This window comes from Metabacillus hrfriensis, from assembly GCF_030127205.1.
In the GTDB taxonomy this organism is placed as follows: domain Bacteria; phylum Bacillota; class Bacilli; order Bacillales; family Bacillaceae; genus Bacillus_P; species Bacillus_P dongyingensis.
Map to the genome: position 1 here is coordinate 598,348 of NZ_CP126116.1, position 15,730 is coordinate 614,077.

The 15,730-nt window shown below is 41.6% G+C and carries 15 protein-coding genes; 13 read left to right on the top strand and 2 right to left on the bottom strand.

Annotation, left to right across the window (positions count from 1 at the left end; all coding sequences use genetic code 11):
* Positions 1-158: 158 nt before the first annotated feature.
* The 11 genes from QLQ22_RS03110 to QLQ22_RS03160 all read left to right on the top strand — a co-directional run bounded on the left by QLQ22_RS03110 (position 159) and on the right by QLQ22_RS03160 (position 12,178).
* A complete protein-coding gene (locus QLQ22_RS03110) occupies positions 159-1,610 on the top strand; it encodes a sigma-54 interaction domain-containing protein (RefSeq protein ID WP_223439591.1) in 1,452 nt (483 codons plus the stop codon).
* Positions 1,611-1,953: 343 nt separating this feature from the next.
* Complete coding sequence (kamA, locus tag QLQ22_RS03115; protein ID WP_223443108.1) at positions 1,954-3,357, top strand: lysine 2,3-aminomutase; 1,404 nt, start codon at positions 1,954-1,956, stop codon at positions 3,355-3,357.
* 33 nt (positions 3,358-3,390) lie between these two features.
* On the top strand, positions 3,391-3,657 hold the full coding sequence (locus QLQ22_RS03120) for a YokU family protein (protein WP_223439593.1): 267 nt from the start codon (positions 3,391-3,393) through the stop codon (positions 3,655-3,657).
* A 61-nt stretch (positions 3,658-3,718) separates the two neighbouring features.
* On the top strand, positions 3,719-4,597 hold the full coding sequence (gene ablB / locus QLQ22_RS03125) for a putative beta-lysine N-acetyltransferase (protein WP_223439595.1): 879 nt from the start codon (positions 3,719-3,721) through the stop codon (positions 4,595-4,597).
* A 12-nt stretch (positions 4,598-4,609) separates the two neighbouring features.
* The gene (locus QLQ22_RS03130; RefSeq protein WP_223439597.1) at positions 4,610-4,840 is read left to right on the top strand and encodes a ferredoxin; all 231 of its coding nucleotides are present in this window, start codon (positions 4,610-4,612) and stop codon (positions 4,838-4,840) included.
* 291 nt (positions 4,841-5,131) lie between these two features.
* Complete coding sequence (locus QLQ22_RS03135; RefSeq protein ID WP_223439599.1) at positions 5,132-6,499, top strand: aspartate aminotransferase family protein; 1,368 nt, start codon at positions 5,132-5,134, stop codon at positions 6,497-6,499.
* Positions 6,500-6,509: 10 nt separating this feature from the next.
* On the top strand, positions 6,510-7,208 hold the full coding sequence (locus QLQ22_RS03140; RefSeq protein ID WP_223439601.1) for a CoA transferase subunit A: 699 nt from the start codon (positions 6,510-6,512) through the stop codon (positions 7,206-7,208).
* Positions 7,193-7,855, top strand: coding sequence for a 3-oxoacid CoA-transferase subunit B (locus QLQ22_RS03145; RefSeq protein ID WP_223439603.1), 663 nt, complete (start codon positions 7,193-7,195; stop codon positions 7,853-7,855). The genes QLQ22_RS03140 and QLQ22_RS03145 overlap by 16 nt, the downstream gene beginning before the upstream one ends.
* An 18-nt stretch (positions 7,856-7,873) precedes the next feature.
* Positions 7,874-9,055 (top strand): thiolase family protein, encoded by a 1,182-nt coding sequence (locus QLQ22_RS03150; protein WP_284015989.1) that lies wholly within the window; start codon positions 7,874-7,876, stop codon positions 9,053-9,055.
* A gap of 11 nt (positions 9,056-9,066) precedes the next feature.
* Complete coding sequence (locus QLQ22_RS03155; RefSeq protein WP_223439607.1) at positions 9,067-10,338, top strand: peptidase; 1,272 nt, start codon at positions 9,067-9,069, stop codon at positions 10,336-10,338.
* Positions 10,339-10,720: 382 nt separating this feature from the next.
* Entirely contained in the window at positions 10,721-12,178 is a 1,458-nt protein-coding gene (locus tag QLQ22_RS03160; protein ID WP_223439609.1) for an amino acid permease, read from the top strand.
* Positions 12,179-12,377: 199 nt separating this feature from the next.
* Here QLQ22_RS03160 and QLQ22_RS03165 read toward each other — a convergent pair whose 3' ends face one another.
* Positions 12,378-12,533, bottom strand: a complete 156-nt coding sequence (locus tag QLQ22_RS03165) for a hypothetical protein (RefSeq protein ID WP_223439611.1) — start codon at positions 12,531-12,533, stop codon at positions 12,378-12,380.
* A gap of 371 nt (positions 12,534-12,904) precedes the next feature.
* Positions 12,905-13,177 (bottom strand): acylphosphatase, encoded by a 273-nt coding sequence (locus QLQ22_RS03170; protein ID WP_223439614.1) that lies wholly within the window; start codon positions 13,175-13,177, stop codon positions 12,905-12,907.
* A 77-nt stretch (positions 13,178-13,254) separates the two neighbouring features.
* Between QLQ22_RS03170 and QLQ22_RS03175 the strand changes: the two genes are divergently transcribed.
* Both QLQ22_RS03175 and QLQ22_RS03180 read left to right on the top strand, forming a co-directional pair.
* Positions 13,255-13,668 (top strand): GNAT family N-acetyltransferase, encoded by a 414-nt coding sequence (locus tag QLQ22_RS03175; RefSeq protein ID WP_338037013.1) that lies wholly within the window; start codon positions 13,255-13,257, stop codon positions 13,666-13,668.
* 1,366 nt (positions 13,669-15,034) lie between these two features.
* Positions 15,035-15,712, top strand: coding sequence for an MOSC domain-containing protein (locus QLQ22_RS03180; RefSeq protein ID WP_223439619.1), 678 nt, complete (start codon positions 15,035-15,037; stop codon positions 15,710-15,712).
* The last annotated feature ends 18 nt before the right edge of the window (positions 15,713-15,730 follow it).

Below are 15,730 nucleotides of genomic sequence, written 5' to 3' on the forward strand. Positions count from 1 at the left end.
CATAGCAAAAGCACTTGATATTTTCTGAGTGCTTTTTTGTTCTATCATCTTTGAAAATGGAATTTTCAGATTTACATAGTTAAAGAGATAAATAGTTCAAATCCAAATGCTATAATTTACAGGTAATACTATCAATTACATAGAGCGGAGATGAAGAAATGAAATCTTTAGCAAATCAGTTTTCCACTCACTTTGAATGGATATTGAATGTGATTAATGTTGGTGTCCATATCGTTAATAAGGATGGAGATACCGTATTCTACAATGAAATGATGGCTCATATCGATGGGCTGAATCGTGAACAGGTGTTAGGAAAAAATATCTTTCAGCTGTACCCATCATTAACTGATGAATCCAGTACGCTTTATTTGGCATTGGAAAAAGGCATAGAAACGAATGAGTCTATTCAAACCTATGTCAATTTAAAGGGGGAAAAAATAACTTCTATTAATAGTACGTATTCTCTATACGAGGAAGGTAAAGTTATTGGAGCAGTGGAAATCGCCAAGGATATTACTAAGGTCATGAGCATGTACGATCAAATTGTGGATTTGCGTTCTCAGCTGGCCGAAACCCACAAGAAAAGCAAGTTCTTTGCAGGTACAGCCACTTATCATTTTAGTGATTTAATTGGGGACAGCCCTGCGTTTCAAGAAGCTATTTCTTTGGCGAAAAAAGCGGCCCGTACACATTCTCCAGTCATGATTTATGGACCTACAGGAACAGGGAAAGAACTAATTGCTCAAAGTATACATAATGTAAGTGCTCGGCGAAATCAGCCATTCATTGCACAGAATTGTGCTGCTGTTCCAAAGGAATTAATGGAGGGACTGCTGTTTGGTACAACGAAAGGGGCATTTACGGGAGCTGTGGACCGTATGGGTATTTTTGAACAGGCAAATGACGGTACCCTGTTTCTTGATGAACTGAATAGCCTAGACCTTGGACTGCAGGCAAAATTGCTGCGGGTTTTACAAGAAGGGGAAATACGCCGTGTTGGTGGATCGAAGGACCAGAAAATTAATGTGAAAATCATTGCTGCGATGAATATTTCTCCAGATGAGGCGTTAGAGCGGGAAATTATTCGCTCAGATTTATTTTTCCGTCTAAATGTTGTGACAATCCAAATGCCATCTCTCCTGGAACGCAAAGCAGATATTCCTGAAATCGCAAATCACTTTATTCACAAATTCAATCGATCATTCGTTTCGGACGTACAAGGGATCAGCCGAAAAGCTATGCAACGGCTGCTTCAATATCCATGGCCGGGAAACATTCGGGAATTGGGTCATGCTATAGAGTTAGCTTTTAACGTCATGGACGCGGGGGAAAAAACAATCGATGAACATCATCTTCCTGCTTATTTATTCCCATCAGGAAAGTATTCCGCATCAAATACGCAGAACCATCATCCTCCATTAATAAATGAGATTGATTTACCTGTCGTGCTGGAGGAAATAGAAAGGGATATGATTATAAATATGTTTGAGAAATGCAACGGGAATATAAGCAAAACAGCTGAGGCACTCAATATAAAGAGACAGGGTTTACAGTATAAGCTAAACAAATACGGGATTGAGAAAGTATTTACCGGAAGAACAAAAAAATAAAAATAATCAAGATAATTTTGGAAACGCTTCCAGTCGGATGAGGCAAAAGTAAAATTGTAATAATTGCCTTAGAAAGGACCTGCTCTTTTGTGCTGTATCATTTGGCGTAACTTTTTAGCAGAAGGCATTAATAAATTTAACTTGGAGCAAATTAATTGGCTGCAAAACATCATGCGTAACGCAAAATATCTTGCGTTTTTAAAAAGAAAGAGGGCATACAGCCCTCTTTTTTCTATGTTTTCATAGTTTTGTATGTTGGCATCATTCTTGCAAGTAGATAAATATAAAGAACAATCCAAAGTTCTTAAGATAGAAGGAGGTAATTTTAATGAGTTTGATGGAGATGGACTTAAAACGTAAAGAATACCTTGGTGGACGCAGACACTATAATGAGATTGAGCTGTGGAAAGATGTAACGGAAGAGAAATGGAATGATTGGCTCTGGCAATTAACAAATACAATTAAAACTCTTGATGATCTGAAAAAAGTTGTGAACTTGACACCGGAAGAAGAAGAAGGGGTTCGAATTTCGACTCAAACAATTCCTTTAAATATTACCCCTTACTATGCATCCTTAATGAATCCGGATGATCCTCGCTGCCCGATTCGTTTACAGTCTGTACCGCTTTCGGCAGAAATGAACAAGACCAGATATGATTTGGAAGATCCGCTGCATGAGGATGAAGATTCCCCAGTGCCAGGTCTGACGCATCGTTATCCGGACCGCGTTCTATTTCTTGTCACGAACCAATGCTCTATGTATTGCCGTTACTGTACTCGCCGCCGCTTTTCAGGCCAGGTTGGCATGGGGGTTCCTAAAAAGCAATTAGACGCAGCGATTGAATATATTCGAAACACTCCAGAAGTGAGAGACGTTCTGATTTCAGGAGGAGATGGTCTGTTAATCAATGATAAGATTCTCGAATACGTATTAAGTAATTTACGTGCTATCCCACATGTGGAAATCATTCGGATTGGTACTCGTGCACCGGTCGTTTTCCCGCAGCGGATTACAGAGAATTTATGCAATATTTTGAAAAAGTATCATCCAATCTGGTTAAATACGCATTTCAATCATTCACTTGAACTGACGGAAGAAGCGAAAAAGGCATGTGATATGTTGTCGATGGCTGGAGTGCCGCTTGGTAATCAGGCTGTCATTCTTGCTGGGATTAACGATAGTGTTCATATCATGAAAAAGTTAATGCACGACTGTGTTAAAGCTAGAGTGAGACCTTATTACATTTATCAATGTGATTTATCTGAAGGGATTGGCCATTTCCGTGCCCCGGTTTCTAAAGGACTGGAAATTATTGAAGCGCTTCGCGGCCATACATCAGGATATGCGGTGCCGACCTTTGTGGTAGACGCTCCTGGAGGAGGAGGAAAAATCGCCTTGACTCCAAATTACCTCCTTTCACAGAGTCCTGATAAAGTGGTCTTACGAAACTTTGAAGGTGTTATCACCAGCTATCCGGAACCTAAGAACTACATTCCTGGAAGTGCAGATGCTTACTTTGATGAGGTGTATGGTACGGAAGAAAGAAAAGAAGCCGTGGGAATTGCTGCTCTTATGACAGACGAAAAATTCAACTTGGTACCAGAAGGCCTCCGCCGCCTCGACAAGAGAAAAGCGTATGAGAGTACTGAGGAACATGCATCCTTAAAGGATCGCCGTGATAAACGGGATGAAATGAAAGAAAAATTGATGAAAGCTCAAGAAAAAAAGAATCAGCCGACGGTGTAGACTCGGTAAATAATAAGGCAAGGGGGAATAAAAATGGATTGCTTGTGGTGTAATGCCCCAAACGTGGAGGAAAGTGAAAAGAAGGATTGTTACTGGATTATGCCTGATGGTAAAAGATCAATAAAGGTTCTTCAAGTTCCAGCTCTGAACTGTCCGAATTGCGGAATCTATGTGTCTGACATGATGAATCAAAAGGTAGATGAAGCTTTATATATATATGACGTGAGTGAGTATCCTGATGAGTTTACGTATGAACAGCTTCTTTCAGCGCCTGTAAAGAAATTGTTTAATTGGAAATAGAATGCCGGGAGAAGGAGATGAAATCATCACTTCTCCCTAATTTAGATGAGGAGGGTACATAATGTCTGTTCAAAACCTGCCTTTTTTCACCCGAATTGAGACTGGGGAATGTTTTACGCTAGAGCTCTTTCTTGATCATGCGAATCTTCGCTTACGCATTGATGATTATCAAGGAAATATCAATAAAGCGATAGCCCGAGCACTTGTCATCGCTCAGGAACATGGTTTTACAAAAGTGATCCTTAAAGCTAGACAGGAAGATTTATCTGCGATATTGGCTCATGGATTTATGCTGGAGGGGAAATTGAACAGGTATTTTAAAGGGAATGATGCTTATTGCATGGCATTGTATTTTACCAATGAGAGGCGAACAAGCGACTATTGGATGAAAGAAGACAAAATTCTAAAAGAAATCATTGAGATTCCCAGGCTGATAGAAAAGCCGCAAATACCTGAAAATTACTCCCTCCGATTTGCTGCAGTTGAAGATGCACACGAGCTGGCAAATTTATATCGTACAATTTTTGAAACCTATCCAACGCCAATGAATGATGAGCATTATATAAAAAAAGTGATAGAAGAAGGTACGGTCTTCAGTGTTATCCAATATGAAGGATCCATCGTGAGTGCCGCATCCGCGGAGGTTAATGATATCTATCATAATGCTGAACTAACAGACTGTGCGACTATCCCTCATCATAGAAAGCATGGTTTTATGAAAGTACTTATCTCGGCATTAGAACAAGAACTGATCAGGCGAAATATTTATTGTGCCTATTCTTTAGCACGAGGTTTGTCAATGGGCATGAACGCCGTTTTTCACCAGCTGGGATATGAATATGGAGGAAGATTAACAAAGAATTGCAATATTTGGGATAAGTATGAGGATATGAATATTTGGGTTAAAGATTTATCTTCTTTAAATAGATTATTAAAATAGGAGGAAATTTTATTGGCTAAATACACATGGGTAGATAAAGATACTTGTATTGCCTGTGGAGCATGCGGTGGAACAGCACCAGATATTTATGACTTTGATGAACAGGGCCTTGCTTTCGTTGTCTTGGACGAAAATCAGGGGAGTGCCGAAATTCCGGAGATTCTTCATGATGATATGAATGAAGCAATGGAAGGCTGTCCTACAGAATCAATTCTCATTCAGGATGAACCTTTTAATAGGTAAACTCGGTTTCATAGATTCAAATTTGCCATTTATTCTTTCATTTATTTAATCGGATTTTTCCAATAGATTAAGTTGATTTGGACGTACACTCACACCTCATTTACCCTTGAACTTCATAGATCATAATATATGGTATTACCAGCTTCTAAAACAAATTGTACGAATGTACGGAATGCAGGGAATGGACAGTGGAAATCTAAATTGTTGTTCCTTTTATATATTCAAATTAATAGGTTAACTGACTCATAGAAAAAGGGCAGTGGGCAAGAAACTTAAAAAAGGAGAGATGAAATGAAGCGGAGTCATTTGATTAAGCCTATTCTAGATCATAACTATCCCACCGTCTCTCATGGGAGTGGAATATATCTTTATGACATGGATGGAAATCAATACATCGACGGATCATCAGGTGCGGTTACAGCAAGTATTGGTCATGGAGTATTAGAGGTTGTTGATGCCATGACGGAGCAGGCAAGCAAAGTTTCTTTTGCATATAGATCTCATTTCACAAGTGAAGCCGCAGAGACATTAGCACAAAAGTTAAGTGAGTTAGCTCCAGGAGACTTAAATTGGACGTTTTTTGTAAACAGCGGATCTGAAGCGACGGAAACGGCGATGAAGATAGCGATTCAGCATTGGCAAGAAAAAGGATATGAGCGGAAAAATCGCATCGTCTCCCGCTGGACGAGTTATCACGGGATTACGATGGGTGCTTTATCAATGTCCGGTCATGTGTTAAGAAGAAAACGTTTTGTTCCGCTATTAGAGGATTTTCCTGGTATCTCTGCTCCGTATTGTTATCGATGTCCTTATAATAGTGAGCCTTCTAGCTGCAGGCTGCAGTGTGCAAATGAATTGGAGACGGCCATTCAAAGAATTGGATCTGAGAATATTGCCGCATTCATTGCCGAACCAATTATCGGGGCATCCGCAGGTGCTGTTACACCGCCTGACGGATATTATCAAAGGATTAAGGAAATATGCGAACGTTACGACATTCTTTTTATTGCTGATGAAGTTATGACAGGAATCGGACGTACGGGAAAAATGTTTGCCATGGAACACTGGGGCGTAACCCCGGATATCATTGCATTGGGTAAAGGAATGAGCGCTGGCTATACTCCGATGGCTGCCACTTTGGTTAGTGATCGTGTTATGGAACCCATTTTAAAAGGCTCAAAATCAATCATGGCTGGACACACGTATAGTGCAAATCCACTATCTGCTGCTGTTTCCTTAGAAGTTCTTAATTACATTGAGCGAAAGAATTTGGTTCAGGAAGCGGAAGAGAAAGGACAATACCTATTGCAGCAATTACATGGACTTGCTGAGAGATTTGACATCATTGGTGATGTGCGGGGAAAAGGGCTTCTTCTGGGACTTGAGTTTGTTTCCAATAGAATATCAAAAAAGTCATTCCGCTTGCAAAATGGCATAACCACAAGGATCGTAAATAAAGCATTTGAGAAGGGATTGCTGATCTATCCCGCTTCTGGTGCCATCGAGGGAATCGAGGGCGATGCGGTTATTATTTCTCCGCCGCTGGTTATTTCAAATGAAGAAATTGACCGCCTTGTAAAGATGCTGGAAGCATCAATTGAGGAATTACAGCATGAATTGCACGCGGAAGGCCTGATAGAGAACATGCAGGCTATTTAGGAGGAACGATATGAAGCAAGCCATTGCGAAAAAAAACAAAATTGTAACCATAGAAGAAGCACTCAAGCATATCAACGATGGATGTACACTCATGTATGGCGGGTTTGGGGGAGTGGGGACTCCGCCAACACTCATACAGGGCATCCTGAACAAGGGTGTTAAGGAACTGACTTTGATTGGCAATGATGCAGGATTCCCTGATATCGGAATTGGCCGGCTGGTGTCTGATGAAAGAGCAAAAAAGGTCATCGCCTCTCACATCGGATCCAATCCTAATGCGGGCCGGCTCATGAATGAAGGAAAGCTGGAAGTAGAATTCTCTCCGCAAGGGACATTAGCTGAAAGGATTCGTGCAGGCGGAGTAGGCTTGGGCGGGATTTTTGTCGATATCGGAATTGGCACGATAGCTGAAGAAGGCAAGGACAAAATCGTAATCGACGGAAAGGAGTATTTGATTGAAACGGCTTTAACCTCGGAAGTGAGTGTTGTCTATGCCAAAAAGGCAGATCCGCTTGGAAATCTGGTGTATGACAAGAGTGCCCGCAACTTCAATCCGCTGGCAGCGATGGCAGGGGCCTTTACCATTGCAGAAGTCGAAGAAATTGTTCCGGCAGGCGAATTGGATCCGGAGTGTATTGCCACTCCAGGTATTTATGTAGATATGGTAATTCCGACAAAAGGAGTGAATTGGAAATGGGCATGGGAGTAGATGTACGAAACCGCATCGCCAAACGCGCTGCCAAGGAAATCCATGATGGATTAATCGTCAATTTAGGTATTGGCATTCCAACCTTAGTGGCCGATCATTTACCTCAAGATATCCATGTGCTGTTCCATGCGGAAAACGGTGTCCTTGGTACAGGTCCCAGTCCGAATCCAGGGCAAGAAGATCCTGCTCTCTGTAACGCAGGCGGGTTCCCGATTACGACCGTAACAGGGGCTTCTTACTTTGACAGTGCAACTGCATTTGGCATGATTCGTCGAGGATACATCGACATTACCATCCTTGGTGCATTGGAAGTGAGTGAAAAAGGGGATTTGGCCAACTGGATTGTCCCAGGCAAACGGGTACCGGGAATGGGCGGAGCAATGGAGCTGGCCCAAAAAGCCAAAAAGGTGATTGTCTTGATGAATCACGTGAATAAGCAGGGTGAATCAAAGATATTAAAGGAATGCACGCTTCCTTTAACCGCAAGACGAAGTGTAGATTTAATCATTACCGATATGGCTGTCATGGAAGTTAAAAAAGAGGGATTGGTGCTGAAGGAAGTTATGGCACCTTATACAGTGGATGAAGTGATTGCGAATACAGAGGCGACGCTTAAAATCCCGGCTGTTGTCAACAGCATTGAATAGCTGAGAGGAGGCAGAAGCATGAATGAGGTTGTCATCGTTGCTGGAGCGCGAACGGCAGTCGGATCATTTGGGAAATCACTCCGGAATGTTAATGCTGCCGAATTGGGCCGTCAAGTATTAGAAGGCTTAATGGAAAAGTCTGGGATAGGTAAAGAAAAGGTCGATGAAGTGATCTTTGGACATGGCTATGTTCATGGAGGCGGTCTTAACTCTGCCCGGATTTCATCGCAGATGGCTGGTTTTCCGCAAAATATCCCTGGTCACATTGTAATCAAAGCATGCGGATCAGGTTTAAAGGCCATTACCAGTGCGGCTCTAACTATCGCTGCTGGACAAGAAGACGTAATCATCGCCGGCGGAGTGGAGAGCATGAGCAATGTACCTTATATCGTGAAAAATAGATGGGGCGGTAAATTTGGAAACGTAACGTTGGAGGATGCTCTGCTGGCAGATGGATTAATATGCTCCTTAGAGAATGAGCATATGGGAATAACAGCTGAACGTCTGGCTGAACAATACGGTATCCGTCGCGAGGAACAGGATCAATTTGCTTATCAAAGCCACAAGAAGGCCTGGAAAGCTGGGGCAGAAGGTCGCTTTGATCAAGAAATTATTCCGCTGAAAATCAAGGATCGAAAAGGTCTTCATATCTTCAGCCAAGACGAAGCGGTTCGTGAGGACATTCATCTGGATCAACTAGCAGGCCTTCCTGCAGTATTCAAAAATGAAGGAACCATTACGGCAGGTAATGCCTGTCCCATGAATGATGGAGCAGCAGCTGTACTTTTAATGTCCAAGCAGCAAGCAGAAGAAATGGGATTAAGATCGCTCCTGAAAATCAAGGCTTTCGCCAGTGCAGGTGTTGAACCGGGAGTTATGGGGATCGGACCCGTACCAGCGACTCGAAAAGCATTGGCAAAAGCAGGACTATTGTTAGAGGATATCGGCCTGGTTGAACTTAATGAAGCCTTTGCTGCTCAAGCACTTGCGGTGATCAAGGAGTTAGATTTGAATCCGGATATCGTCAATGTCAATGGAGGGGCAATTGCACTTGGTCACCCTGTAGGAGCAACAGGTGCAAAATTGACAGTCACATTGATGCATGAAATGCTGCGTTCTCAGGTTAAGTACGGAATGGTAACGTTATGTATGGCAGGCGGAATGGGACTTTCAGTTATCTATGAGAATATGTGCATATAAGGAGGATAAAAGTGCCAGATATTAAAAAACGCATTCACCAATGGATCAAGGATCACCGGGAAGAAGGAACGGACTTATTGCAACGATTGGTACAAGCCCCCAGTACGCAAGGAAATGAAGCCGCGGCGCAGGATATCGTCGCCCAAAAACTAAAGGAAATGGGTCTGCAGGTTGATATTTGGGAGCCTGACGGTGAGGAACTGAAAAAGCATTCTTATTTCTATTCTCCTCGCAGCGATTTTTCAAACAGCCCTAATGTGGCGGGAATTATGAAAGGATCCGGAGGAGGCCGCTCCATTATCTTGAACGGACACATCGATGTGGTTCCAGATGGTGATCGGGAACAGTGGGATGACGATCCATACAGCGGAGCTATCAGGGATGGAAAAATGTTTGGACGTGGCGTAACAGATATGAAAGGAGGCAATGTATCCCTTATTCTGGCAATGCAGGCGTTACAGGAAAGTGGCATCCATTTAAAGGGGGATGTGATTTTTCAAAGTGTGATTGAAGAAGAAAGCGGCGGAGCCGGAACTTTAGCAGCCATTTTGAAGGGATACAAAGCCGATGCTGCCCTTATCCCTGAACCGACAAATATGAGGATTTTTCCCAAACAGCAGGGTTCGATGTGGTTCCGTATTCTGGTAAAAGGCCGGTCAGCCCATGGCGGAACAAGGTATGAAGGAGTCAGCGCCATTGAAAAGAGTATGACCGTAATAAATCACATTCGTGCTCTGGAAGAAAAGCGAAATGCACGCATCAGTGATCCGCTTTATCAGAACACACCTATCCCGATTCCTATCAATGTAGGGGTTATTGAAGGCGGTAATTGGCCTTCCTCCGTTCCCGACCTTGTGAAAATTGAAGGGAGAATGGGTGTTGCGCCGGAGGAAACGATGGAGCAGGCGAAGAACGAAATGGCTGAATGGCTGTTACAGCTAAAAGAAGTTGACGAATGGTTTAAGGAGCATGCTCCCGTTTTAGAATGGTTCGGAGCACGCTGGGTACCTGGGGCAATCGACGCAGAACATGAACTGATGAATACGCTCGTCCATCAATATCGGCAAGTTGCTGGACAGGATCCGGTCATTGAAGCTTCTCCGTGGGGGACTGATGGAGGATTGCTGACTCATGTCGGTGAAACGCCTGCAATCGTCTTTGGTCCTGGAGCAACAGAGGCTGCCCATTATCCAAATGAATACATCTTACTAGATAACGTGTTTACGACAGCGGAGATTATTGCCCTTACTTTAATTCAATGGTGTGGTATTGAAGGGGAGTAAAAAACCGATTTGCGAATGATGTGAGTCTGAAAATGTACACGGAACAAACGAAACCGTAAATTGGGAGTTGCCTGCTGGAATAATGTTTAGTGAAAATTCAAGCAGGGAGTAAGGAATGTCGTACCAATTGAACGAGACATTGATAGAAATTGAAGATCAACCCTTTATAATTTACACAAGACGGATAGAAAAAAAAGTTATGAGATTTGATGTCTAATCCCCGTTTCCTTATAAATCCAGTAAAGTGAAGCTTCCATTTGGGTAGTGGAACGAATCAGGTTCTTAAGTTAGAATAGATATGAATCTACTATCTGCTGTTAGACAATTCTCTTTTATTATTTCTGAAAATTTAAAATTCAAATGAATAGTAGGTGGGAACTAAATGGACATGAATCTCATTGAAAATCAGGAACCGACAGTTAAAAGAAAATTGAAAGCAAGGCATATGTCTATGATCGCGATTGGAGGTTCTATCGGAACTGGCTTATTTTTGGCAAGCGGTGCAACCATCCAAAGTGCAGGACCTGGCGGTTCTCTCACTGCATATGCATGCATAGGAATTATGGTTTATTTTCTTATGACTAGCTTGGGAGAAATGGCGACATATATGCCTGTATCGGGATCCTTTTCCACCTATGCTACACGTTTTGTAGATCCCGCATTTGGTTTTGCGCTTGGCTGGAATTATTGGTTTAACTGGGCGGTCACCCTTGCGGTGGAAATAGCTGCGGCAGCTATCATTATGAAATTCTGGCTCCCTGAAGTGCCAAGCATTATTTGGAGTGCATTGTTCCTTGGTCTCATCTTTATACTGAACGCTCTATCCATTAGAAGTTATGGTGAATCAGAATATTGGTTTGCCCTAATAAAAGTCGTGGCCATCATTGTTTTTATCATTATTGGATTATTGACAATTTTGGGAATTTTCGGCGGAGATATGATTGGATTTGAAAACTTTACCAAGGGTGAGGCTCCTTTCAAGGGAGGATTTTTATCGATTATTAGCATCTTTCTTATCGCCGGATTTTCTTTTCAAGGTACAGAACTGGTTGGTATTGCTGCTGGCGAAAGTGAGAATCCTGAAAAAAATGTTCCGAATGCGATTCGCCAAGTATTTTGGCGCATCTTATTGTTTTACATCGGAGCCATTTTGATACTTGGCTTGTTAATTCCATATACGAGTCCAAGTTTATTAAGCGGGGATTTAGAAAACATTTCTGTAAGCCCTTTCACGCTCGTTTTTGAACGGGCAGGACTTGCGTTCGCAGCTTCTGTCATGAATGCTGTTGTTTTAACATCATTACTATCTGCAGGAAACTCGGGGCTTTATGCATCAACTCGGATGTTATGGTCGATGGCAAAAGATAATCAGGCTCCAAAGTTTCTGGCAAAAGTTAATCGCAGGGGAATCCCTATGAATGCTTTGATTATCACGACTTTAATTGGAGGACTGGCTTTTTTAACGTCTGTTTTTGGGGATCATGTATTTACATGGCTATTAAATGCTTCAGGATTAACGGGATTTATCGCTTGGATTGGAATTGCCGTCAGCCATTATCGTTTTAGACGTGCGTACATAGCACAGGGCGGTGACTTAAACGAGTTAAAATACAAAGCAAAATGGTTTCCGCTCGGTCCGATTCTTTCATTTATCCTTTGCATGATTGTCATTGCAGGGCAGAATTACGAGGCGTATTTAAGCGGCAGTATTGACTGGTATGGGGTCGCAGTTTCCTACATTGGTTTACCATTATTTCTAGCGATTTGGCTGGGGTATAAGGTTTTTCATAAGACCAAAATAATTTCATTGAAAGATTGCCATTTTGAAAAATCACTTTAGGACATATAAATAGAGTCAAGCAGCAGATAGAAAAAAATGATATCAAGTAACCTGAGGTCCCTGCGGGACTCAGGTTCTTTTATTTAGATTGAGAAGGATTTAATATCAAGCTTTAATAAAGAACACACATATTTGATTATATGTGCGTTCTTTTGTTTTCGTATGTTTCCTTAACAAACATAAATATAAAAGAATAAAGCTATTTTTTATTTACTTGACGTCCGCTTTTTTTTTGGCTCTGTGAACTAGAATTACCGATAGAATATTCGTTTCCTGATTCAACATCATTTCTTAGATCCTGTTTCTCGATTTGATCTCTTGTCTGATTATTATTATGCATACCTTGTTTAGACATTCTTTAATCCATCTCGTTTTCATATTTAATCATCTTTAATATGCTCAAAAATAAGGGAAAAAATGATGAGTTTGAACAAAAGGAAATTACGGTTGATTCCTAACGGTGTAAATGGAAGAAGAGCATATGCACGGACACCTGGTTATTTGAATTGTACCCGAGAGAAAACGCCTGAATTGGGGGTTTTCTGGAAAAAGGGAAGTGAATGCTGAATTTATGAAAGTATCTTAAAGAAATTGGCGAGTAAAATGGTGAAAATGGAAAGTAAACATCTATCACAGTAGTACTGTTTAAAAAAGAACACATTTAATGTGTCGATGTGCCTGTTTTCGTTAAAATTATCTGTACTCACAGCCCTATCAGCATGCTTTTTAATACAATATTTCAAATGCAGCAAACCTCTCAGAATCACGTTTCTCTGTTACAGAAACGTTTTCTGCTTTGGAATATCGATTCCCTTTTTTTAAAGCATTCAGAAAAACTTCTAAATGCCCGCTTTGTCCTTGAGCCATGATTTCCACCGACCCGTCTTCTCTATTTTTCACCCAGCCTGTCAGTTCGTTTTCCGCAGCTGACGTTTGGGTGTAAAAACGGAATCCGACTCCTTGTACTCTGCCAGTTACGATTATATGTAATGTTTTCATCCTAAAATCGCCTCCTTTTTTGCCTTTTCCCGTTGTTTTCTTATTATAATCAAAATATAAGTGTCACAAAGGAGATGATGCAGTTGAAATGGGAGAAAGAAGGATACATCGTATCAGATGATAAAACACTGCTTCAAATGGGAAAAATAGAAGCATGGATCAGCGGAGCGTATTGGGCAGCAGGCCGCTCTAGAGAAATCATCGAAAAAAGCATCCAACACTCCTTGTGCTTTGGAATGTATGATAAAGATGGCAGGCAAATAGGTTTTGCCAGAGTCATTACAGATCAGGCGGTTTTTTCGTGGATTATGGACGTGATCATTGATCAGGAATTCAGAGGAAAAGGCCTCGGAAAAAAGCTCGTTGAATGTATAATCTCACATCCGGACATAGTGCATACTAAAATGGGATTAGCTACAAAGGATGCTCACGGGCTTTATCGGCAGTTTGACTTTGAAATGGATGAGTGCATGAGGAGGCCGCTCTTATAAAAAGCTGTGTACGCATAGATTGTTGGTTTTCATAAATAGGTTTCTTTCACGTCTATTAGTAAAGTATCGAGTTGCTTTCTAATAAAACCGCTCAAAACTCACCCTGAAAAAATTTGAGCGTACTTAAAACAACTTGAAAAGCAACGAAGCTTTTAGAAAAGGGCCTATAAAAATATCAGCCCGTATGCCAATAAATGCAACGGGCTTTTCTGCTTAATGTATCATTCCTTTTCTTAGTCTGACAGCCACAGCCTCTGCTCGATGCTTCACCCCTAATTTTCGAATGACGGCACTTATGTAATCCCGCAAAATCAGGATTTTGGATACTTAAAGAGGTTGTTTGATTCCCCAAAAGCCGCAAAATCAGGATTTTGGCTACTCAAAGAGGGCGTATGATTCCCCAAAAGCCGCAAAATCAGGATGTTGGTTACTCAAAGAGGTTGTTTGATTCCCCAAACCCCGCAAAATCAGGATGTTGGATACTCAAAGAGGTTGTTTGATTCCCCAAAACCGGCAAAGTCAGGATGTTGGATACTCAAAGAGGTTATTTGATTCCCTAAAAGCCGCAAAATCAGGATGTTGGATACTCAAAGAGGTTGTTTGATTCCCCAACCCCCGCAAAATCAGGATGTTGGATACTCAAAGAGGTTGTTTGATTCCCCAAAACCGGCAAAATCAGGATGTTGGATACTCAAAGAGGTTGTTTGATTCCCCAAAACCGGCAAAATCAGGATGTTGGATACTCAAAGAGTGCGTATGATTCCCCAAAATCGGCAAAATCAGGATGTTGGATACTCAAAGAGGTTGTTTGATTCCCCAAAACCGGCAAAATCAGGATGTTGGATACTCAAAGAGGTTGTTTGATTCCCCAAAACCGGCAAAATCAGGATGTTGGATACTCAAAGAGGTTGTTTGATTCACCAAAACCGGCAAAATCAGGATGTTGGATACTCAAAGAGTGCGTATGATTCCCCAAAATCGGCAAAATCAGGATGTTGGATACTCAAAGAGGTTATTTGATTCCCCAAAAGCCGCAAAATCAGGATGTTGGATACTCAAAGAGGTTGTTTGATTCCCCAACCCCCGCAAAATCAGGATGTTGGATACTCAAAGAGTGCGTTTGATTCCCCAAAAGCCGCAAAATCAGGATGTTGGATACTCAAAGAGGTTGTTTGATTCCCCAACCCCCGCAAAATCAGGATGTTGAATACTCAAAGAGTGCGGTTGATTCCCCAAAACCCTCAAAATCAGGATTTTGGATACTCATAGAGCGGGAATGATACCCCTAACCCGAAACAGCCCTATTCTCAAGGCGCTAAAATAACAACAACTTTTATGTTGCTTGCACCATTTTTGTGGGAAAATAATGATAAATAGTCTAAGACAGGATGGGGACGCCGTGAAAAGTAAAAAATATGCATTGGAATCACTGAATGTTGGCCAGCCAAGGAAGGTTTTATATAATGGACGTGAAATTGAAACGGGAATATATAAGGAGCCTGTTGATCGTCAGCTTTTCCTCTCAAAAACGAATTTTGAAGGAGATGGCCAGGCAGATCTCGTACATCACGGAGGAGAGGACAAAGCAGTTTGCGTGTATTCGTATGATCATTATTCTTTCTGGGAAAATGCCTTGAGTATACGATTAGAGCCGGGAGCTTTCGGAGAAAATCTTACAGTCAGAAGGCTGACGGAGGAAGATGTATATATTGGCGATGTCTATCAGCTTGGAGAAGCTATAGTAGAAGTAAGCCAGCCGCGACAGCCGTGCTTTAAGCTTGCTATGAAACACCAGGTGAATGATTTGCCGGTTCAAGTTCAAAATACGATGTTTACCGGCTTTTATTTTCGTGTTTTGAAAGAAGGAAAAGTCAGCAAAGAAGATGCACTGGAGCTGATTGAATCACAAGCAAACGGTGTTTCCATTGCGGCTGCTAACCATATAAAATACCACGATAAACAAAATACACAGGCTATAATGAGGATCCTTGAAGTAAAAGCATTGTCAGACAGCTGGAGATCCTCTTTTGAAAAAAGACTTTAGAGTACAGTAAATAGCACA